The following is a 21,472-nucleotide window of genomic DNA, read 5'->3' as shown; positions in this document are numbered from 1 at the left end:
GCCCGGTTATTGTAACCCAAAACAGCCTGTCTGTCAACTTCCCGTCGGCCCCAGGGGCATATTTTTACCAACCCAAGCCAACTCGCGCCGGTTTATTTCCCTCCTTTCAGCCCATTTTGCAAAAAAAGTTGCGTTTCTTGATTTATTAAGGTATAATACATGGTCGAGTTTGAAACTGTATTTGTTGAAAGAAGATTTGAGGTGCATCCCTTTGCAGAACAAAAACCTGAGAAACGTCGCTATCATCGCCCACGTCGACCACGGCAAGACCACCCTGGTGGACGAGCTGCTCAAGCAGGGCGGCGCGTTCCGTGAAAACCAGGCCGTGTCCGATCGTGTCATGGACTCCAACGACCTGGAGCGGGAGCGCGGCATTACCATCCTCGCAAAGAACACCGCCGTGCAGTATGGCGACGTGAAGATTAACATTGTGGACACCCCGGGCCACGCCGACTTCGGCGGCGAGGTGGAGCGCATCCTCAAGATGGTCAACGGCGTCATTCTCCTGGTGGACGCCGCCGAGGGTCCCATGCCCCAGACCCGCTTTGTCCTGTCCAAGGCCCTGGAGCTGGGCCATCGGGTCATCGTGGTGGTCAATAAGATCGACCGCCCCGACCAGCGCATCCACGAGGTGGTGGACGAGGTGCTTGAGCTGCTGCTGGACCTGGACGCCACCGAGGAGCAGCTGGACTCCCCCATGCTCTTCTGTTCCGGACGTCAGGGCACGGCCTCCTATTCTCCCGAGGTGGAGGGCACCGACTTAAAGCCCCTCTTCGAGACAATTCTGGACTATATTCCCGGCCCCGAGGCCGAAGACGCGGCCCCCTTCCAGATGCTGGTCTCCTCCATTGATTACAACGAGTTTGTCGGCCGCATCGCCATCGGCCGCATTGAGCGCGGCACCATCAAGCAGAACCAGGAGATCGCGGTGTGCAATTACCACACCCCGGACGCGGCCCCGGTGAAGGCCAAGGCGGTCTCCCTCTACCAGTTTGAGGGGCTCAACAAGGCCCCCGTGACCGAGGCCACCGCGGGCAACATTATCGCCATGAGCGGCATGGGCGAGATTACCATCGGCGACACCATCTGCGCCCCCGACTGCGTGGAGCCCATTGAGTTTGTGAAGATCTCCGCCCCCACCATTGAGATGACCTTCTCCGTCAACGACTCCCCCTATGCGGGCCGGGAGGGCAAATTCGTCACCTCCCGCCAGCTCCGCGACCGCCTTTTCCGCGAGACGCTGAAGGATGTGTCCCTGAAGGTGAGCGAGACCGACTCCACCGATGCCTTCAACGTGGCCGGCCGGGGCGAGATGTCCCTGTCCATCCTCATCGAAACGATGCGCCGGGAGGGGTATGAGTTTCAGGTCTCCCCCCCGCGCGTGCTCTTCCAAGAGATCGACGGCAAGAAGTGCGAGCCCATCGAGCGCCTGGTGGTGGACGTGCCCAGCGACTGTGTGGGCAGCGTCATTGAGAAGATTGGATCCCGCAAGGGCGACCTCCTGGAGATGACCCCCGTCGGGAACCGCATGAAGCTGGAGTTCCTGGTCCCCGCCCGGGGCCTCTTCGGCTATCGGAACGAGTTCCTCACCGACACCAAGGGCGAGGGCATTATGGCCTCCATCTTTGACAGCTACGCCCCCGTGAAGGGCGACATCGCCCGCCGGAACACCGGCAGCCTGGTCTCCTTCGAGACCGGCGAGAGCGTGACCTACGGCCTCTTTAACGCCCAGGAGCGCGGCGTGCTCTTTATCGGCGCGGGCGTACCCGTCTATGCGGGCATGATCGTGGGCGAGACCCCCAAGCAGGAGGATATCAGCGTCAACGTCTGCAAGAAGAAGCAGCTTACCAATATGCGCTCCTCCGGCGCGGACGACGCCCTGCGCCTGGTGACGCCCCGCACCCTGAGTCTGGAGCAGTGCCTGGAGTTCCTGGCGGACGACGAGCTGCTGGAGGTCACTCCGGAGAGCCTGCGCCTGCGCAAGCGGATTCTGGATCATGGCGACCGGATGAAGGCGCTCAAGGGCGGACAGAAGTAATGAAATATTTAAAGAACGGGTCCCGCGGCAGCGCCGCGGGACCCGTTCTTTTATTCTGCGTCTTCCCTCTTGCGGTTTATCACAGCCGTCACGCCCGCCAGCGCCATGGAGAGAACCAGGGCCGCCAGGCCCAGGGTCGCGGCGGGGTTTGCCTGAGCGGCAGCAGTGCCGGTCTGGGGCAAATCGCCCAGGGGGACCTCGCCCTCCACGATGACGGTCTCACCCGGGGTCTCCGGCCCGGCTGGAAGCTCGGGCAGGGCGGCGGTGGGCACGTCGCCGTCGTCCATGGTCACGTCCTCCGGGCTCTCCGGCTCAACCCCGGGGGGATTGGGGCCGGCGGGCGTCTCGGGGTCGGTGATCTGGGTCTCCTTCACGTAGTACACGTCCACGACCACATCCCGGTCCAGCATGCCGGTGGTCTCGCCGTCCACATGGTCAATAACATAGCCGTCAATTTCCAGCGCGGCTCTGGCCGTCACATCATAGCTGCTGCCATCGCTGAGGCGGCGGGTGTAGGGCTTCTCCAGCGAATCGCCGGTGGCGGCTTCCAGGTAGTTGACAGTAATCCGGTAGGAGGCCGGCGACGGCTCGTCAGGGACCACAGGCGCGGGCGGCGCCTCATCGCCCCGCAGGGCCACGTACAGATAGGAGTTCGCCCGGAGGTCGCTGCCCGCGGCCATATCCACGGCGGCCTTGCCCAGCTCCTCGGCGGTGGTCTTTTCCGCGTAGCCGACGCTCTCGGCGCTGCTCCCGTATTGGCTGAAGAGCTGGCTCTTGTCGGCGGTGACGCTCTGGTAGACGCCGCTGCCGGACTGGGTGGCCGCGCCGCAGATATACCCGGCGGGGAGGTCGACCGTCTTTTCCCCGAGGATGACGGTATTCCTCACCGCGGGGTCGATGACCGTGCAGTCGTCCGCAGGATTCTTTACATAGGCGGGCGCGCCTTCCGCGCCGATGGTCAGCTTGCCGTCCTCCACCAGGAAGCGGTTCTGATAGACGTTCTCAACGCCCTGTACACGGGTGCCGTCGATGTCCACAGCCCACTTGCCGCCGTTGGAGACGGCAGTTACATCCGCGCCCGCCGCAATGGCGATGACGCCGCCGCTGAACACGCCGGATCCGTTGGCGCCCGCGCCGATTCCGCAGGCCCCGTTCTCAAGGATGTCGGCTTTCTCGGCCAGCACGCCGCCCTGGGCGTAAACCGTGCTGGCGCTGTCGATTGCGATTTCGGTATTGTAGCCCTTATAGCCGCCGCCGATGCCCGCACCGCCGTTTCCGCCCACAGCGGAGATATGGCTGGAGGAGATCTCCACGGTGGTAATGGCCAGCTCCCGCACGCCCTCGGACTTGCGGTTGCCCGCACTGCCGCTGTTGTAGCCCGTGCCGATGGCCGCGCCGTAGACGCCGCCCCGGGCGGAGACGGTGGAATCCACAATGGCAATCTGCGCGTTGGCCTCGGTATCCCTTCCGCGCTCGGAGACACGGCCCACGCCGATGCCCGCTGAAGTGCAGCCGCCCAGTACGTCGAGGAGCGTGGAGCCGGTCACGGTGATCTCGCCGCAGTCCGCCCAGCAGGTGCCGCCGATGGCCGCGCTCTTGGAGCCGCCCCACGCCTTGGCCACGGTGCTGTCGGTGATGGTGATGTCGCCGCAGTCCCCGGCCTTGCCGCCGCCGCCGATGGCCGCGCCGCCCTCGGGGTCGTTGTTGCCGTACTTGGTGACGATACCGACGCCGTAGTCGGAGCTCTGGTCGTTCTGCTCAAAGCCGCCCACGGACTCCGCAATCACAGAGCGGGTGATATTGATTGCCATGCTGCTGCCGTTGTAGGCGCTGCCGATACCGCAGGCGTGGACGCCGTATCCCCGGGCGGTCAGGCCGCCGGTGAGATCCGTGATGTGAATCACGCCGCTGTCGCCCTGGCCGTAGGTGCCGCCGATGCCCGCGCCGGACAGGCCGCCCTCGTCGGTCCCGCCATTGCCCACGGCTGTGAGGCTGCCGGACCCGGTGAGGGTGAGTACGGCGGAGGCGGGCACCGCGATACCCGCGCCGCCTGCCCCGCCGGTGAGGATGCACGCGCCGGAGATCTCAACGGTCACCTCAGCGCCGTCGGCCAGCGTAACGGCGGAGAATCCCTCGCCGGCCGCGATCACGACGTCCTCCAGCACCACCGTGCCCGCGCCGCTGAAGAGATAGCCGCACTCCTGAACGCCGGAGAGGGTATAAGTCCGGTCCGCTTCAGCCTCCAGCTCCACGGCTACCTGGGCGGGCAGGGGCGCCTCCCCGACATCCGCCGCCAGGGGACACCCCCCGGCGCACACCCACTCGTCCTCGCCGCAGACGTGGCTGCAGGGGGAGCCCTCCGTCTCCGCGGCAAAGCCGCACTCCGCGCCGTGCTCATGGACGTAGGCACAGTCGGCGGCGGAGACGGCGTCCTGATGCTCCACATGGCCGTCCTCAGTCCCGTCGCAGTTCCCGTTCATGCAGTTTACCTCTTCCGAAGCCTCGGCATAGCCGCAGTCCGCGTCATGCACATGGACGTCGGTGCAGTCCCGGCCTTCCACAGCCGCCGCAAACCCGCACTCCCCGGAATGGATATGGCTGCAGACATATCCGCAGCCCTCCAGGTGCCCGGCCTCCTGCCCCTCCGCGGCCAGAGCCGCCGCGGGAACCATGGTGCCCAGCAGACACAGCGCGGTCAGGGTCGCCAAAAAACGGTTGTTGTGTTTCATATCAATAACCTCCCTGGGTTTCTCTTCCTGAGATGTACTCTACTCCCCAGGGGTTACAAACGGGTTACATTTTTAATATTGAGCTTTAATATATTACCGACTGCGTCCGACTATAATCGGAATTAAATGAATATTTGTCATTTCTGGGGACAAGCGCCTGAGAAATGACACTTATCAGGACGGATGGGGCGGCTTTTTACCAAGCAATCAAGCCCTATCCGTCACGCAGCTTGTCGAAGAACCCCCCCTGGACTTCTTCGACAAACTGAACGGGCGGCCCCGCACTATTCAATGCGGGGCCGCCCGTTTTCACTTGATTATTCCGCGTCTTCCTTTCTGCGGAAGAGTGTGGCGGTCACACCCGCCAGCGCCAGGGACAGGACCAGGGCCGCCAGACCCAGGGTCACGGCGGGATCGGCCTGGGCGGCTTCGGTTCCGGTCTGGGGCAGATCGCCCAGGGGGACCTCGCCCTCCACGATGACGGTCTCATCAGTGGTCTCCGGCTGGGCCGGAAGCTCGGGCAGGTCGGCGGTCGGCACGTCGCCGTCGTCAATGTTCACGTCCGGGGTCTCCGGCTCAGTGACGGGAGGCGTGGGATCGCCGCCGGGGGTAGTGCCGGAGTCCTTCGTATAGTACACGTTCACGGTCACGTCGCCCTTGAGGGCGCCTTCCGTCTCGCCCTCCACCCGGTCGAGTGTAAAGCCGGCAATGGTCTTGGCCGCCTGGGCGCTCACGTCGTAACGGCTGCCCTCGCTGCGGCGGATCGTATAGCTTTCGGCCAGCTCGGAGCCGTCCTCGGCGCTCAGGTAGTTTACGGTGACGGTGTAGCGGGTGGTCGTGCCGGGTTCGTCGGGGGGCGTCACCGGCTCGTCGTACTTCACCAGCCACCACTGGCTGCTCGCGTCCTCGTTGGCCTTCCACTCCATGGCCAGGCCGGTGCGGCGGTCAATCCAGTGGTAGTCGCCGCTCTCTGTGGCGCTGCCCGCGCCGGAGACCACATAGACCTGGGCCTCGGCGGGCTTATCGGTCTCGGTGTCCACGATGCTGATGTCGGTCTGTCCGGTGACGGTCCCGTCGGCCGTCAGGGTTTTGCCGGCGGAAATCACCAGGGTACCCTTATCTTCCGCGGCGGCGCCGGCGTAATTGCCCAGGATGTGCGCGTCGGCCAGCAGATGGAGCCTGCCGCCCTTGTCGATGGTCAGGTCCGCCACATTGATCAGCTGCTCGTTGTCCCTGCCCTCGTTGTCAATGGTCGTATCGGAGGCGTTGGCCACCCGGACCAGATCCATGCTCTGAATCTGCTGCACGGCGCCGGTGCAGCCGTCGAAGAGCACCGTGGCCGCGCCGTTGACGCTGCGCGCGGTTCCCGCGTCAGTTTCATAATTTTCATAGCCGCAGATGGTCCCGGCCGTGGCGCTGCCCTTCAGGGTGACGGCCGCGCCGCCGCCGACCAGGCCGGTGCCTTCCTCCCGATAGCCCATGGGACACTCCAGGCCGCCGCCCGCCATCACCAGCCGGGCACCGGCGCCGTCGTTCAGGGTGACGGCGGTGCTGCCGTCCACATTGCCGACCACACTGCCGCCGTAGACCGGGGCGGCGCCCATATCGACGTTGATAACCACATTTGTGCCGCCGCTCATAATCCCGTTGAAGGTGCCGCCGTACACGCCGCACACTCTGCCGATCCCCAGGCCGTATGCGCCGAAGCCGAACCAGTCGTCCGCCTGCTCCGTGGCATTCGCCACGGGCCGGTTGATTACCACGTTGGCCGTGCCCCGGACGTCCCCGCCCCGGGCGCCGCCGCCGAACACGGTGCCGCCCAGCACATCGTTGCCCACGACGCCGTTGATCACGACCATCGTGTCGCCCTTGACGGCGCCGCTGTAGCCGCCGCCCACTACGCCGCCGCAGACGCCCAGGGAATTCGTCAGCTCACGCAGGACCCTGCCGCTCTCTGTAATTTCCACATAGGTATTGCCGCCCACGGAGCCGTCCGCCCCGGGATTGTAGCGGTTATGATTGCCGCTGCCGTACACGCCGGTGTACCAGTCGGGGCTGGTGCCCACGGTGCCGCTGACCGTTACGCTGGTGTTGCCCCTGACGGGGTAGTCGCAGCCGCCGTACACGCCGCCGGCCACCTCGCCGGCCACCGTCACGGCGGTGCTCCCGCCTACGTAGCACTCCCCGCCGGCGATGGCGCGGGGGGCGGGGTACATAACCTGCTCGTTTGCCTTCTTGGAGTAGCGCTGATTGTTGTCGGTTGCGACCAGCGCGCGGCTGTCACTGTCACAGCCGCCGTAAACCGACCCGCCCGTGACCTTGCCTTCGCCGGAGATGACGACGCTGGTATTGCCGCCCACATGCCCGGAGCCCCAGCAGCCGCCGATGACGGAGTAGATGCTTGTGCTTCCGTTGATGGTCACCGCGGTGTCGCCCGCCACGTGACCCTGATTGCCGCCGCCGGCGACCTTGTTCGCGGCGGTGTTGACGGTGACCTGGGTGCTGCCGCCTACGTCGCCCCTGTAGCCGCCGCCAATCACGTCGCCCGCCGTGGCGGCGCCGCCCACGGTAACGGCGGTGCTGCCCGTCACGTTCTGGCCCATGCCGCCGCCGATAACAGCCTCATATCTGCCCGCATTTAGAATCATCTCGGCGCTGTCCACAGTGTGGTTCCAGGAGCCGCCGATGGCAAGGAGGTTCGAGCCGGAGGTCTCGTTGCTGCAGATGCTCCCGTTGGTCTCAATGGTCACATCGCTGTCGATCTCCAGCCGGTAGCCGTTGGCATAGAAGAAATTGATGCCCATGCTGGTCTCCAGGGAGATGGCGCGGAAGGTGACCGCACAGGGAAACTCCGTCACGTTGGGGCTCTCGTCGATGGGCTCATCGCCGGAGCCATTCATCGTGCGGCCGTCGGCGCCGTTCATCACAATGGACGCGCCCTCGTCGGCCCCGGTAATGGTGACCGCCCGGCCGGGATACTCCTGCTCCGCCGCTCCGCCCCAGCGGACACGGCCGTAAATGACCAGCGTATCGGTATCCGCGGCATGTTCCAGCGCCGCGGCCACGGTGTCATAGCGGGTCTGGGCGTCGCTGGCCAAAGCGGCGTAGCTGCCTTCCGCCTCAGCGTCGACGGCCGCGGCCTTACTGGCGGCTCCCGCTTCTCCGTCCGCCGCCGCCACAGGGCACCCCTCGGCGCAGAGCCACTCGTCCTCGCCGCAGACGTGGCCGCAGTCCTGGCCCTCTGCCGCCGCTGCATACCCACAGCCCTCGTCGTGGGTGTGGCAGCAGGGCGAGCCGGGAATTGCCTCCGCATGGTCCACGTGGCCGTCCTCGCCGCCGGTGCAGTCCGCACCGTTGGGGCAGTCGGCCTGCGCCGTCTCCCCCGCATAGCCGCAGGTCTCGTCGTGGATATGCCCACAGGGCTGTCCCCCGACCGCCTCCGCATAGCCGCAGTCCTCAGTGTGGTTATGATTGCAGCAATAGCTGCAATCATTCAAATGCCCGGGCATTTGGCCCTCGGTCGCCAGCACGGTCGCAGGGAGCAGTGTCCCCAGCAGGCACAGCACGGTCAGTATCGCAAGAAAACGATGTCTCTGTTTCACTGATAAGCCCTCCTCTGTTTTTCTTCTTGCCCCTACTATACAGTGGGCCGGTAACAAACGGGTTACATTTCCATAATTGTTTTTCAATATATTTAACCATTTACTTCAAAGCAAGAGAGCGGACCCGCACTTTCGTGCGGGTCCGCTCTCTATCAATCGTTGATGCTGCGTCCCACTTCATTTTAAACCCGTCTGTATTTCATCATCAATAAATTACAAACAGTTTTCGCTTTTACGCCCGTCTCTCCGGGGCTGCCAGCCATCCGCTGCCCACCACCACGTCCCCCTGGTAGAAGACGGCGAGCTGGCCCGGCGTGGGCGCCCGGGCCGGGGTGTGCATTTCAATCCATATCCCGCCGGACATCCCGCGTATCACCGCCGGAGCCTCGGTTCTGGAGTGGCGCAGTCGCACCGTGACCTCCATGGGTTTCTCCAGGCCGTCCACGGCAATCCAGTTGGGGTCCACACAGTAGGCGGCGGCGGCGTGGAGGTCGCTGCCGTCGGAGAGGACCACCCGGTTTCCCTCAGGCTCGATAGCCGAGACGAAATACCGGTGGGGCCCGGATACCCCCAGCCCCCGGCCCTGGCCCAGAGTGTAGTGGTGGATGCCCCTGTGCCGGCCCAAAACATTGCCGGCCCGGTCCACAAAGTCGCCGGGGGGCGGTGTGGCCCCCCGGGCGTCCAGCCATGCGGCGTAGTCCCCATCAGGGATAAAGCAGATCTCCATGCTGTCCGGCTTGTCCGCCACCGGGAGGGCCGCCTCCCCCGCCATCGCCCGGACCTGATTCTTCTCGTAGTCACCCAGCGGAAACAGGATGCGCGGGAGCATCTCCCGGGGGAGGCGCGAGAGCATGTAGGACTGATCGTTGGCGGGCATTCCCTTCAGGAGGAGGGTCCGGCCGTCCTCTCCCGTCAGCCTGCGGGCGTAGTGCCCTGTGGCGACGAAGCGTGCGCCGATGCGATCCGCCGTGGTAAAAAGGGCCGGAAATTTCACCATGGGGTTGCATCGGGCGCAGGGCAGGGGGGTGCGGCCCGCCAGATAGTCCGCGGCGAAGGGGGCGCAGACCTCCGCCTCCAGCACGGCGCGGATGTCCACCGCCTCGAAGGGGAGGCCCAGCCCCTCCGCCACAGCCCGGGCGTCGGCCCTTCCCGTGCCGCCCAGCCCGATGTCCAGGTAGACGCAGTACACCTCGTATTCCTTTGACAGCAGCCCGGCCGCCACAGCGGAATCCACTCCGCCGGAGAGGCCGAGTACAACCTTTTCTCTCATAGAAGCTCCTTATCATCATGCCAGCGGCGGCGGGCAGGGCGGCCGCACCGGACAGCCGCTTCATAATCGCGCTTTACCGCTCCAGAAAGATCATCAGCGCCGTCACGTCGGCGGGGGAGACCCCGGAGATCCGGGAGGCCTGTCCCAGGTTGAGGGGGCGGATTTTGTCCAGCTTCTGCCGGGCCTCCATCCGCAGGCCCTGAATGCCCAGGTAGTCGATGCCGGGCGGGAGAGGACGGCCCTCAAGCTTACGCATCTCCTCCACCTGACGCAGCTGCCGCTGAATATATCCCTCGTACTTCACCGCGATCTCCACCGCCTCGCAGACGGCGGCGCTCAGCTCCGGACGGCCCGGGTCGAAGGGTGCCAGATCCCAATAGCCCACTCTGGGCCTGCGCAGGAGGTCGGCGAGCCTGCCGCCGTCCCGGGCGGGCGGCTCACCCAGCCCCTCCAGCATCGCGTCCAGCGCGGGGGAGGGGGCGGTCCCGCTCCCCTCCAGGCGCTTAATCTCCCGCTCCACGGCGGCGTATTTGTCCAGCACGGCCCGATAGCGCCCGTCGCTCACCAGCCCGGCGGCGTGGCCCGCGCCGCACAGCCGCCGGTCGGCGTTGTCCTGGCGGCAGAGGAGGCGGTATTCCGTCCGTGAGGTCATCATGCGGTAGGGCTCATTGGTGCCCTTGGTCACCAGATCGTCAATGAGCACGCCGATATACCCCTGCTCCCGGCCGATGACCATGGGGGGGCGGCCCAGGATTTTCAGCGCCGCGTTCACGCCCGCCACCAGGCCCTGGGCAGCCGCCTCCTCGTAGCCGGAGGAGCCGTTAAACTGCCCCGCGCCGTAGAGGCCCGCCACCCGCTTGTGCTCCAGGGTGGGCACGAGCTCGGTGGGGTCCACGCAGTCGTACTCGATGGCGTAGGCCGCCCGGGTCATCTCCGCATGCTCCAGGCCGGGAATGGTGTGGAGAAAGGCCGTCTGCACGTCCTCGGGCAGGGAGGAGGACAGGCCCTGTATGTAGAGCTCCTCGGTGTCCAGCCCCATGGGCTCGATAAAGAGCTGGTGCCGGGGCTTGTCCGCAAAGCGGACAATTTTATCCTCGATGGACGGGCAGTACCGGGGCCCAATCCCCTCAATCACGCCCGAGAAGAGGGGGGACCGGTCCAGATTTGCCCGAATGATGGCGTGGGTTTCCTCATTGGTGTAGGTGAGGTAGCAGACGGCCCGGTTCTCCGGGGGCCGCACGGTCTCAAAGGAGAAGGGGAGGGCGTCCGGGTCGCCGGGCTGGATCTCCATCCTGGAGAAGTCCACACTGCGGGCGTTCACCCGGGGCGGCGTGCCCGTCTTAAAGCGGCGCAGACCCAGACCCAGTTTCTTCAGGTTTTCCGTCAGGGGCAGGGCGGGGGCCAGCCCGTCCGGCCCGGACTGGCGGGTGAGATCGCCCACGATGGTGCGCCCCCCCAGGAAGGTCCCGGAGCAGACGACCGCCGCCTTGGCGGCGTAGACCGCCCCGGTGGCGGTCTTTACGCCCGAAACCCTGTTCCCCTCGGTCAGGACCTCCACCACCTCCGCCTGCTTGAGGGTAAGATTTTCCTGCAGTTCGAGGGTGTGCTTCATAATCTTCTGGTACTCCCGCCGGTCGGCCTGGGCCCGGAGGGACCAGACGGCGGGGCCCTTGCCCCGGTTCAGGATACGGTACTGAATGCAGGCGGCGTCGGCGGCCCGTCCCATCTCCCCCCCCAGGGCGTCCAGCTCCCGGACCAGGTGGCCCTTGCCCGTGCCGCCGATGGCGGGGTTGCAGGGCATGTTTCCCACCGCGTCCAGGTTGATGGTGAAGCAGACGGTCTTCAGCCCCAGTCGGGCGGCGGCCAGCGCGGCCTCAATGCCCGCGTGTCCCGCGCCCACCACGGCAATATCAAATGTTCCCGCAAAATAGTCCATACGATTTTCTCCCTGTTTCTCTGTTGGGGCGGCACCGCTCCCCCTATTCTTCGCTCCGGAGGACGATTACCGGCAGATGGGGCCGGTTGAAGAGCCGGAAGGCCATGCCGCCGTTGCCCAGCCCGCGGGAGACCATAAGGGTGCCGCCGCTCTCCAGGGGGTAGAGTCCCGCCGTGTAGGAGGGGAAAAACCGCCTGCGGGTGTTGTCAATCAGCCCGTCGGTAAAGGGCAGGCGGATGATACCCCCGTGGACGTGGCCGCAGAGGGTCACGTCGAACCCGCCGTCGGAGTAGACCCCATAGTACTCGTTGCGGTGGGCCAGCAGGAGGATATAGGGGTCCCCCAGGGCCTGCCGGATCTCCTCCGCCAGCTCCGTGGGCGTCATTTGGTCGTAGGGCCCGTTGGGGTCGTCAATTCCGGCCAGGACCATGGTCTGCCCATCCCGCTCCAGGGGCAGCCACTGGTTGGATAGGACGGTAACGCCGCACTCCCGCAGGGCGGACTTCACGGTATACGCCTCGCGGATGGCCCACTCGTGGTTGCCCGTGACATAGTAGGTGGGGGCGATGGCCGCAAGTCCCCGGGCCACCGGCTCAATGATGGAAAACTGCTCTGAATCGTCAATGATGTCCCCGGTGACGGCAATGATGTCCGGTTTCAGCTGGGCTACCTTCTCCAGCAGCGCGGCGTTGCCCGCGCCGAACTCCTTGCCGTGGAGATCGGAGACCTGGACAATCCGCAGCCCGTCGAAGGCGGCGGGCAGTCGTGGGGAGGAGATGGTCAGCTCCTCGGTCTGGATGCGGTTTTGCTGGTCGTAAAAAAACCAGCACCCGGCTACAGTCAGGACCAGCAGTATCAGCAGAATACGAAGTCCCCTGTGCCGGGGACGATGAGAGCGCGTGCGCATGGGCAGGGCCTCCTGCATTGAAGTCCAATCAGTATACACGATTCGCCGTCCGCTTGCAAGAAAAGAAAGGGCGCGGGGCGCTGCAATTCATGGAAGCTTCTCTCAGGGCATCCCTTCTCTTCAGTACGCCTCGACGGCCTTCTTTCGCCGTCAGACGCTCCGCACCACGCATGGCTGTCAAAAACCTCAGCAGAGAAAGCAACGCAGTGCCGCGTTGTCCGCAGACGACGGCATAAAATCAAGTCCGTCATTTCTGGGGACATGCGCCTGAGAAACGACGCTTCTCATGACGGATGGGACTCGACTTCTTTGGAAGAAGTTGCCCCATCCGTCATGCAGCCTTCTGTTAAAGAAGCCCCGAGGGCTTCTTTGACAAACTGAGAAGGGGCCGTCCCCGCGGGACGGCCCCTTCTCATTGATTCATTCGACCACGGTTTAGTCGTCGTAGCTGATATAGTAGGGCTTCATCAGGCTGGGCTGCTCGGTGGAGTCCTTCTGGTTGCCGGTGCGGAGCACCACTTCGGGCGGGCCGCCCCGGCGGCCACGGCCGCGGCTGCGGTCATGGCGCTTCTCGCCGCTCTTGGGACTCTTCTGCGCGCTCGCAGGCGCCGCCTTCTTCTGGGCCTGGGACGACTCCTTGGGCTGGGGGGCGGCCTGAGGCGCCTTTTTCTTCCGGCTCTGCTGGGCGCCCGGCTGCCGCTGGGGCGCCGCGGCGGGCGTGGACGCCGTCCGGGGCCTGGGGGCCAGAAGCCGGGCTGTGGAGTCCATAATTACATCCCCCGCCAGGGGATCCCGGCGGCGGAAATCGCCGCTGGCCTGTGCTGGCGCGGCGGGCATCGTGTCCTCCAGCCGCTGCTGGCGGACTCCCCGCTTGGTCTTCTTGGGCTGCTCGGGCAGGGAGGGCGCCGCGGGGGCGGCGGCCTTCTTTTCCTGGGGCTTGCGCTTTTTCGGCGCGGGCGCTTCCTGGCGTGCCGCGTCGGCGGCGTTCTCCCCGGTCTTCCTGGCCTCTGCAGCCGCCTTGTTGGCCGCGTCCCGCGCCCGGCGGCGCTCTTTTGCGGCGGCTCTCGCCTCCGCGTCGTCGGCGTTGACCATGCGGCCCTTGGAGTCCTTTACGGCCACCTCAAAGACCTCCATGGGCCAGGGATGGTCCTCCACCAGGGGCACCTTTTTACCGATGAGCTTCTCAATATCCTTTAAATACTGCTTCTCACCGAAGTCGCAGAAGGATACGGCGGTACCCTCCCGGCCCGCCCGGCCGGTCCTGCCGATGCGGTGGACGTAGGTCTCGGGCACCTCGGGGAGGTTGTAGTTGAAGACGTGGGAGAGCTCCTCGATGTCGAGGCCGCGGGCGGCGATGTCGGTCGCCACAAGGCATTTTACCTTACCCGCCTTAAAGTCGGCCAGGGCCTGCTGCCGGGCCGTCTGGGACTTGTTGCCGTGGATGGCGGCCGCAGTGATGCCTGCCTTCTCCAGGTCGGCGGCCACCTTGTTGGCCCCGTGCTTGGTGCGGGTGAAGACCAGGGCGTTGCGCACCTTCATCTCCCGGATGAGGGCGGCGAGCAGCTTGGTCTTGTTTCCCTTGTCCACCAGGTAGGCGGTCTGGTCAATGACCTCCACCGGGGAGGACACCGGGTCCACCGCCACCTTGACCGGATTTTTAAGCAGGGTATTCACCAGCTCCATAACCTCGGGGGGCATGGTGGCGGAGAAAAAGAGGGTCTGCTTCCGGCTGGGCAGGAGCTTCAGAATTCTTCGCACATCGTGGATGAAGCCCATGTCCAGCATCCGGTCCGCCTCGTCCAGTACAAAGATCTCCAGCTTGGACAGGTCGATAAAGCCCTGGCCCTGGAGATCCATGAGCCGGCCGGGGGTAGCGACCAGGATATCAACGCCCCGCTTCAGCTTGTCCACCTGGGGCGCCTGCCCCACGCCGCCGAAAATGACGGCGGAACGGAGGGGGAGATGCCTGCCGTAGGCCTCGAAGCTCTCCTGAATCTGGAGGGCCAGTTCACGGGTGGGGGTGAGGATCAGGGTGCGGATGGGTCGCCCCTGGCTCTTGCGGGCGCTGAGCTCCTGGAGAATGGGGGTGGCGAAGGCGCAGGTCTTGCCCGTGCCGGTCTGGGCGCAGCCCAGGACGTCCCGGCCCGCCAGGGCGGGGGGGATTGCTTTTTCCTGAATGGGGGAGGGTTTTTCATAGCCCTGTTCGGCCAGCGCCTTCAGGATGGGCTCAATCAGGCCGAGTTCTTTGAAAGTCATAGATACATTCCTTTTTACTGAATTGCGGAGAGAGCTTTGCGCCGACCCACGCAGGACGGGTCCGGGCCTGCCGGCAGCGGCAGACCCCGTTTCCCGCCCGCGCGCGGCGCAGAGCGTGACAGCAAAACGACGCCCACCAATCCAACCCGGTGGGCGTGGTCCCAAGCCGTATCAACGTGCATCACGGTAGGAGGCGGCTCCGCACCGCCTCAAATTACAGTATAGTATACCACAACGGTGAGAAATTACAAGTCAGCCGTCGATCAGGGCGCGGAGGACCGCGGCCACGGTCTCCTCCAGGCTCTCTCCGCCCACGTCAACCACCGTGTGGGCGTACTTTTCGTAGAGAGGCGCGCGGTATTCGTAGATGTCCGCCAGGGTCTGGCCCGGTCCCATGGCGATGCCCCGGGTCTTGATGTCGCTCAGCCGTCTTTGAAGCTCCTCCAGGGGGACGCGCAGATAGAGAACCCTGCCCAGGTCCCGCAGATGGCCGATGGCATCCTCCCGGCACACGGCGCTGCCTCCGGGGGCGATGACGCTGCGCTCGCAGCGCACCGAACAGATGGCCGACGCCTCCGCGTCCAGAAAGGCCTCCAGGCCCCGCCGGTCCAGAATTTCCTGGAGGAGCGCGCCCTCCCGCTGCTGGATGGTGAGGTCGGTGTCCACAAAGCCGTACCCCAGGGTCTTCGCCAGCAGGACGCCCACGGTGCTCTTCCCCGATCCGGGCATCCCGATGAGTATGATGTTTTTCACGCTTGATGGCTCCTTATTGCTGTTGGTTTGGCCCCCGGACCCGCTACTCCACGTCCGCCCACAGACTGGTGCTCTCCTCTCCGTCCCAGAAGTAGAGGCCCACCCTTGTCGTGCCCGGGGTCAGACTCACCACCCCTGTGAGGACCCCCGCTCGCCCGGCGGGGAGATAGGCGCTGTCGTGCTCGCCGCCGTCGGGCCAGACGGCGGCAGGGAAAAGCTCCTCATACTGGTCGTCCAAAAAGTCCATGTCGTCCAGCGAGATTTGGATGGCACCGCTCCCGCTGTTGCGCATGGTCACCGTCACGGCGTAGAGCTCCTCATAGAGGCGCTCCACCTCCATCTCCATCTCCTCCACTGCGATGTGCGATCCGCTATTTCCCCCGGTGAGCGTGCGGGCCAACTCGGTCCCCACGCCTGTGAAAATGAGAACGGAGAGGAGCGCCGCAGCGATCACCGCCGCCGCCAGAATTCCCCGGCTCTTCCCGCCCTCCCGGAGGTATCTCACCCGGCGGGATCCGCAGCGGGGGCATTGGCCCCCCGCACCCTGCCAGGTATATCCGCAGTCGGAGCAGTGCAGGTTCCGGCTCATTTCTCCGCCCCCTCACGTCCGGACAGCTCCAGGGGCACCTGATGGACAGCCTTGAGCGTGCCCTCGCCGCTGAAGAGCTTCTTCTCCGTCTCCTCCAGGCAAAGCGTGGCGGTGTCCACCCCCCTGGGCACATAGAAGGCGAAGGAACCCATAAGCGGGTCCTCCCACACCACGTCCCGCAGCTCCACCATATAGACCGAGAGATCCCTCAGCCGCCCGGCGGTCAGCTCGTCGCGCTCCAGGGGGATATACCAGTCCCCGGGCATGGCGAGGTAGACGCTCCCAAAGGGGAACTGCCTGTCAAACTCCGCCCCGCCGGTAATGTACACGTCCACCAGCAGGAGGTCGTACCCCTCCCGGTAGAGCCGGGACCCCTCGGTCAGGGTGAGCCAGCGCACATCGTCGATGCTGATTTCCAGCGCACCCATGGAGAAATCCCCGGAGAGCGCGTGGGTCTCATATGCGCTCTCCCCATCCGCGCCCAGGGTCGGCAGCACCACGAAGACCACCAGCGCGGCCAGCAGCACAACGCCCGCCGCCAGCAGCACGATCAGCCCTCTGCGGGCGCCGCCCTTCGCCTCAGCCTCCTCGCAGGGCTCGCCGCCGTGCCAGTACTGGCCCTTCGCCTGGGGCGCTGCCACTTTCACGGAAGGGGCGCAGGCGTAAGAATAACTGCGCTGGGGCATCGCCTCCGTGGATCGCGCCTTCTGGCGCTCCCTCTGGCGCGCGCCGTCCGCCGCCTGCTGGGTACGGTTCCCCTCAAAGCGGGAGAGCAGGTCCCGCTCCAATATGGTGGCGCCCTCGTCCACGGGGGGATTAAAGCTCCCGCATTTCGGGCAGAAATCGTCCTTGTCGAAATCGTATACCCGTCCGCAGTCCTTGCATGTCACCTTCTTCACACGCGCACACCTCGCTCTCTTTCTCTCCTGAATGATTCTTACAAACGCGCCGGGGTCTTGAGTATCCGGCACAGCCGGCGATCCTCCGCCCAGCGAAGGCGCCAGCCGCGCTCCAAAACAGGCTTTTAACGTCTTTGCGGTTATTATACCACAGGCAGAGTGCACCGCGCAATCACCGCCGTGCCCTCTGGCCGCCTGGGCCGGGCGCCGCATCCGCTCCAAAGCTGCATAAGCGCACCCCCGGCTTCGCCGGGGGTGGAGTAAGGCAAAAAAGCAGGCCGGACATTTTGTCCGGCCTGCCTGTGATATTCAGCCGCCGCCCTTTGGGCCTGCAGCGGATCTGTTTTCTGAACATGCACCCTCAAAGAATGTGGATAAACTGGCTAATCACCACCACGGCCATGACCACCACGGCCGCCGTGGCGCAAAAGTCCATCACCAGCGCAGAGCGGCGCAGCCGCCTCTGCGCCCTGGGCTGGGCCGCGGCCTGTTCCAGCTTCCCGGCGGTCTCGCCGGACAGGCCGCCCTCTTCGCCCGCCAGCTTGCGGCGGTATGCCTCCATATCCAGCACTTGTCCGGGCTTGGCCCGGGAGGACCTGCGGCGGATGCAGGTATAGCTGCGGGGCCGGGGCACGCTCTCGCCGCTGGCCATGTCGTACACGGTCAGGCGCTTGGCATCGAGATTGTAGTAGGTGGTCTCCATGAAATCTCCCCCATTCGTTTTGCGGTACCCTCAGCATACCGGAAGCCCTGTCCCAAAAAACGGACTTTCTGATTGCTTTCCCCATTTAGACGCCGCCTGTGGAAAAAAGTTTCTCGTTTGCCGTATTTAGAACTCCCGTTCGAGAACATCATACAACATATGTTCGATAATTGCAAGCGGTTTTTTTAAAAAAGTATACACAATCCACACTTGTGAACATGATGTGGAAAAAGAGGCCGTCCGCAGCAGCGGACGGCCTCTTGCAGTCTGTGGTCAGGGCAGATAGGACAGGGGATTCACGGTGGTGCCGTTGATCTTCACCTGGAAGTGGCAGTGGTTGCCGCTGGCCCGGCCGGTGGCGCCCACGTAGCCAACGACCTGGCCCTGGTAGACCTTGTCGCCGGTGGAGACCGCCAGGCTGGAGCAGTGGGCGTAGTAGGTCTGCAGACCGTTCCCGTGGTCGATGATCACGTACTTGCCGTAGCTCCAGTTGCTGCCGGTGCCTGTGCCGGACCACACCACGGTGCCGCCGTCGGCGGCCTTGATGGAGGTGCCGTAGGGGGCGGCGATATCCAGGCCGGAGTGGTAGCTGTAGCTGCCGAAGATATAGCGGTAGCCGAAGTAGGAGGTGATATGGCCGTTGAGAGGCCAGATAAAGTAGCCGTTGGGCAGGGTCTTGGGCCGGGCCTTGGTGCCCACGGCAACCACCTTGGTGGTGGGCTCGGAGATGGTCACAGTGTCGGTGACGGCGCGCTCACGCTCGTTGCCGTTGACGTAGGTGATATCGGCGGTAATTTGGGCCACGCCCTCCACGCCGGCGTCCAGCACCTTGGTGTCGCCCTGATACATGGAGTCGTCCTTGACCTCCTCCACGGGGCAGGCGATGGGTTCGGTGTAGGTGACTGTCTCCGTGGTCTTCACGGAAAGGTAAGGGACAACCTCCTTGACGTTGAGAATCTGACCGATATAGAGCTTGTTGATGTCGATACCGGGGTTGAGCGCCTCCAGCTCTGCCATGGTCATGTTGTTGTCGTAGGCCAGCTGCATAAAGGTGTCGCCCTTCTGGACCTCATAGGTGGTCTGCCCGCTGGTGTTCTCGGTGAGGACGGCGTTCATCACGCTCAGATTCTGCTCCACATCGGAGGGGGTGTACTCCCGGACGATGGAGACATTCTCCACAAACTCGGCGGAGGTGGTGGTGTCGGTGACATAGGGCGCCTTGATGGCGTCCAGCATGGCGGTCAGCTGCGCTTCGTCGGTGGCGGCGCCGATGAACTCGCCGTCCACGGTGAGGACATAGCTCTTCATCACCTCGCCAATCTGGTCGAAAAGGTAGGTCTCAAACTCGCCGACAGGAGAGAGCTTGTCCTTCTCCGTCAGGGCGAATTCGTAGGTAATCTCATGGTTCAGGGTATAGTCGTGGCCCAGGATGCCGGCGGCTCTGGCCTCCACCCGCTCCACAGCGCCCTCAAAGACGGCGGGCTCGGCCACGGTCCCCACCACGACGCCGTCCACAGACACCACGTAGCTGGGCATATACACGGTGTTCACGACCAGGAGCACACCCAGGACGCCCGCCACCAGCAAAAAGATCAGGGGGCCCATGAGCTTATGGCCCGCGGCGGCGGAGTCGGCCCGGTGAAATACGCCCGCCGCGGCCCGGCGGGCCACAGTGAGGCCGTCGGCTGCGACAGAGGTCATGCGGTGCAGGCGGCTGCTCACGGACGCGGCGGGGGCTTCCTGATCCGCGGAAAGCGTCTCCACCACCCGGTAGGCGGGTTCACCGGCGCTCTTGCGGTCGGGGGAGTGCAATATCTCATCCATCCGAGCATGGCCTCCTCTTGTTCTGGTGTCCATAGAAAATAGCCGGCTTGATGACAGCCCGGCTATAAAAGATTACAATCTGGTTACAAACGGTATCATACACGCTTTCCCCGCCCGCGTCAAGTCTTTTTTCGTCGGCAAAAGTCCGCTAGGGCTTGCGGCTCTAGCAAGTGGGAGCCATACGATATGTTGTGCAGGAGGGGTTTTCTGGCACTAAAAACCCCAATTAGAGGGGAAATGGCAACAAAAGCGGGGGCGTCTGATCCGGAAATTTTGTCACTTTGACGGCAATTAAATCCTCCGCTGCACAAACATCCGTCACCATATTGGCCCGCCTTCCGTGAGAGGGGCATGCTCCGTGCATCTTCTCCCGCAGGCAGCAGAAAGCCCGGGCCGCAGGAAATCTGCGGTCCGGGCTTTTCGCTGCCTTAATACTCAGGACAGCGCGGCTGTGATGATCGCCATCGAGTAGACCTCGGCGGCATTGCAGCCCCGGGAGAGGTCGTTGATGGGGGCGTTCAGGCCCAGAAGGATGGGGCCGTAAGCCTCGAAGCCGCCCAGGCGCTGGGCAATTTTATAACCGATGTTGCCGGCGTTGATGTCGGGGAAAATAAAGGTGTTGGCGTAGCCTGCCACCTGGGAGCCGGGGAACTTAAGCTGTCCAACGGTGGGGGAGACGGCGGCGTCGAACTGCATCTCGCCGTCGATGGCGAGCTCCGGGGCCGCGGCCTTGGCCTTTTCGCAGGCGGAGCGCATCTTATCCACATCCTCGCCCTTGCCGGAGCCCTTTGTTGAGTAAGAGAGGAAGGCCACCTTGGGGTCCATGCCGAAGATCTGGGCGCACTTGGCGGTCTCCAGGGCAATCTCCACCAGCTCGTCGTCGCTGGGCTTGATGTTGATTGCACAGTCGCCCATGGCCAGGGTCTCGGCGCCGCCGGTGGCGTTTTCGCGCACCAGAATAAAGCAGGAGGAGACGATCTTGTTGCCCGGCTTGGTCTTGATGAGCTGGAGGGCGGGGCGGACGGTGTCGGCGGTGGAGTAGGTTGCGCCGCCCAGCAGACAGTCGGCCACGCCCATCTTCACCAGCATGGTGCCGAAGTAGTTGCCCTTCTGGAGGGCCGCGCGGCACTCGTCGGCGGTCATCTTGCCCTTGCGCAGCTCCACCATCTTCTCCACCATGGCATCCATGCCCTCGTAGCTGGCGGGATCCAGGATTACCGCGCCGTCGATCTTGTAGTCGCCCTTGGCGGCGGCGGCCTTTACCTCGCCGGGGTTGCCCACCAGCACGGGGGTAAGCCAGTTGCCGCCCAGCAGCCGGGCGCTGGCCTCCAGGATGCGGGGGTCGGTGCCCTCGGTAAAGACTATTTTCTTGGGGTTCTTCTTCAGGGTGTCGATCAGGTTTTCAAACATATCGGTCATTTCTTGCTCCACCATCCTATATCAATCTATTGCTCTGCGGCTTCAAAATCCGCCCATGTTGTCTCATTATACACCCAAGAGGGTATGATTCTCAACGGCTGCGGGGAAAAGAATGGAGAAAAATTATCCCGTTACGCCCCTAAAGGGCAGCACTTTTGAAAAAATGGCTTTACTTTTTGTATTTCCTTCTCTATACTATACTAGCTGTCATAAGAGTAAGCGCTGAGCACCACGGAGCAGGGGACTAACGACACAGCGGAGCGAAAAGCAGAGAGGGCGGACCGCGCAAGCCCTCGGCGCTTTTTGCGCAGTCGGCGGAGTTAGGACCCGTCGCGCAGGGTGCGAGGCGTGACAAGGAAGTGCTGAGCGCCGCGGAGCAGGGGACTAACGACACAGCGCAGCGAAAAGCAGAGAGGGCGGACCGCGCAAGCTCTCGGCGCTTTTTGCGCAGTCGGCGGAGTTAGGACCCGTCGCGCAGGGTGCGAGGCGTGACAAGGAAGCGCCAAGACGCGCGGAGCAGGCATATAAGACGGAGCGCAGACGAAAA

General features: G+C 64.3%; 13 protein-coding genes. 1 reads left to right on the top strand and 12 read right to left on the bottom strand.

The annotated features are described in order from the left end of the window. Nucleotides 1-211: 211 nt before the first annotated feature. Nucleotides 212-2,038, top strand: a complete 1,827-nt coding sequence (gene typA, locus H8S62_RS06670; RefSeq protein ID WP_186918820.1) for a translational GTPase TypA — start codon at nt 212-214, stop codon at nt 2,036-2,038. A 50-nt stretch (nt 2,039-2,088) separates the two neighbouring features. On the opposite strand, the gene H8S62_RS06665 is transcribed toward typA, so the two are convergent. From H8S62_RS06665 to pta, 12 genes are all read right to left on the bottom strand, one after another. Further along, nucleotides 2,089-4,767, bottom strand: a complete 2,679-nt coding sequence (locus H8S62_RS06665; protein WP_186918819.1) for a MucBP domain-containing protein — start codon at nt 4,765-4,767, stop codon at nt 2,089-2,091. A 317-nt stretch (nt 4,768-5,084) separates the two neighbouring features. Continuing rightward, a complete protein-coding gene (locus H8S62_RS18490; protein WP_186918818.1) occupies nt 5,085-8,369 on the bottom strand; it encodes a MucBP domain-containing protein in 3,285 nt (1,094 codons plus the stop codon). A gap of 232 nt (nt 8,370-8,601) precedes the next feature. Continuing rightward, on the bottom strand, nt 8,602-9,639 hold the full coding sequence (gene mnmA, locus H8S62_RS06655; RefSeq protein ID WP_186918817.1) for a tRNA 2-thiouridine(34) synthase MnmA: 1,038 nt from the start codon (nt 9,637-9,639) through the stop codon (nt 8,602-8,604). Between the two features lie 73 nt (nt 9,640-9,712). Next, on the bottom strand, nt 9,713-11,575 hold the full coding sequence (gene mnmG / locus H8S62_RS06650; RefSeq protein ID WP_186918816.1) for a tRNA uridine-5-carboxymethylaminomethyl(34) synthesis enzyme MnmG: 1,863 nt from the start codon (nt 11,573-11,575) through the stop codon (nt 9,713-9,715). A 43-nt stretch (nt 11,576-11,618) separates the two neighbouring features. Further along, complete coding sequence (locus H8S62_RS06645; RefSeq protein WP_186918815.1) at nt 11,619-12,482, bottom strand: metallophosphoesterase; 864 nt, start codon at nt 12,480-12,482, stop codon at nt 11,619-11,621. Between the two features lie 435 nt (nt 12,483-12,917). Beyond that, complete coding sequence (locus H8S62_RS06640) at nt 12,918-14,738, bottom strand: DEAD/DEAH box helicase (RefSeq protein ID WP_155150472.1); 1,821 nt, start codon at nt 14,736-14,738, stop codon at nt 12,918-12,920. Between the two features lie 252 nt (nt 14,739-14,990). Continuing rightward, complete coding sequence (locus H8S62_RS06635; protein WP_173023889.1) at nt 14,991-15,491, bottom strand: shikimate kinase; 501 nt, start codon at nt 15,489-15,491, stop codon at nt 14,991-14,993. A gap of 43 nt (nt 15,492-15,534) precedes the next feature. Further along, nucleotides 15,535-16,080, bottom strand: a complete 546-nt coding sequence (locus tag H8S62_RS06630) for a hypothetical protein (protein WP_186918814.1) — start codon at nt 16,078-16,080, stop codon at nt 15,535-15,537. Beyond that, on the bottom strand, nt 16,077-16,979 hold the full coding sequence (locus tag H8S62_RS06625; RefSeq protein WP_186918813.1) for a hypothetical protein: 903 nt from the start codon (nt 16,977-16,979) through the stop codon (nt 16,077-16,079). Before H8S62_RS06625 ends, H8S62_RS06630 begins: the two co-directional genes overlap by 4 nt. 361 nt (nt 16,980-17,340) lie before the next feature. Continuing rightward, nucleotides 17,341-17,682, bottom strand: a complete 342-nt coding sequence (locus tag H8S62_RS06620) for a hypothetical protein (protein WP_155150482.1) — start codon at nt 17,680-17,682, stop codon at nt 17,341-17,343. A gap of 273 nt (nt 17,683-17,955) precedes the next feature. After that, nucleotides 17,956-19,506: a peptidoglycan DD-metalloendopeptidase family protein gene (locus H8S62_RS06615; RefSeq protein WP_155150485.1), complete on the bottom strand. Its 1,551-nt coding sequence runs from the start codon at nt 19,504-19,506 to the stop codon at nt 17,956-17,958. A gap of 435 nt (nt 19,507-19,941) precedes the next feature. Continuing rightward, on the bottom strand, nt 19,942-20,916 hold the full coding sequence (gene pta, locus H8S62_RS06610) for a phosphate acetyltransferase (protein ID WP_186918899.1): 975 nt from the start codon (nt 20,914-20,916) through the stop codon (nt 19,942-19,944). Nucleotides 20,917-21,472: the final 556 nt, after the last annotated feature.

It is taken from the genome of Lawsonibacter faecis, assembly GCF_014287675.1.
Classification (GTDB): Bacteria; Bacillota; Clostridia; order Oscillospirales; family Oscillospiraceae; genus Pseudoflavonifractor; species Pseudoflavonifractor faecis.
The sequence above is the reverse complement of the archived record's forward strand: the minus strand, read 5'-3'. Positions and strand labels throughout refer to the sequence as shown.

What these genes read in the sequence shown, in the direction of transcription:
- H8S62_RS06645 (WP_186918815.1), bottom strand. Translation starts at nt 12,482, where the DNA reads ATGCGCACGCGCTCTCATCGTCCCCGGCACAGGGGACTTCGTATTCTG.
- H8S62_RS06665 (WP_186918819.1), bottom strand. Translation starts at nt 4,767, where the DNA reads ATGAAACACAACAACCGTTTTTTGGCGACCCTGACCGCGCTGTGTCTG.
- H8S62_RS06620 (WP_155150482.1), bottom strand. Translation starts at nt 17,682, where the DNA reads ATGGAGACCACCTACTACAATCTCGATGCCAAGCGCCTGACCGTGTAC.
- H8S62_RS06615 (WP_155150485.1), bottom strand. Translation starts at nt 19,506, where the DNA reads ATGGATGAGATATTGCACTCCCCCGACCGCAAGAGCGCCGGTGAACCC.
- H8S62_RS06630 (WP_186918814.1), bottom strand. Translation starts at nt 16,080, where the DNA reads ATGAGCCGGAACCTGCACTGCTCCGACTGCGGATATACCTGGCAGGGT.
- H8S62_RS06640 (WP_155150472.1), bottom strand. Translation starts at nt 14,738, where the DNA reads ATGACTTTCAAAGAACTCGGCCTGATTGAGCCCATCCTGAAGGCGCTG.
- mnmG (WP_186918816.1), bottom strand. Translation starts at nt 11,575, where the DNA reads ATGGACTATTTTGCGGGAACATTTGATATTGCCGTGGTGGGCGCGGGA.
- pta (WP_186918899.1), bottom strand. Translation starts at nt 20,916, where the DNA reads ATGTTTGAAAACCTGATCGACACCCTGAAGAAGAACCCCAAGAAAATA.
- mnmA (WP_186918817.1), bottom strand. Translation starts at nt 9,639, where the DNA reads ATGAGAGAAAAGGTTGTACTCGGCCTCTCCGGCGGAGTGGATTCCGCT.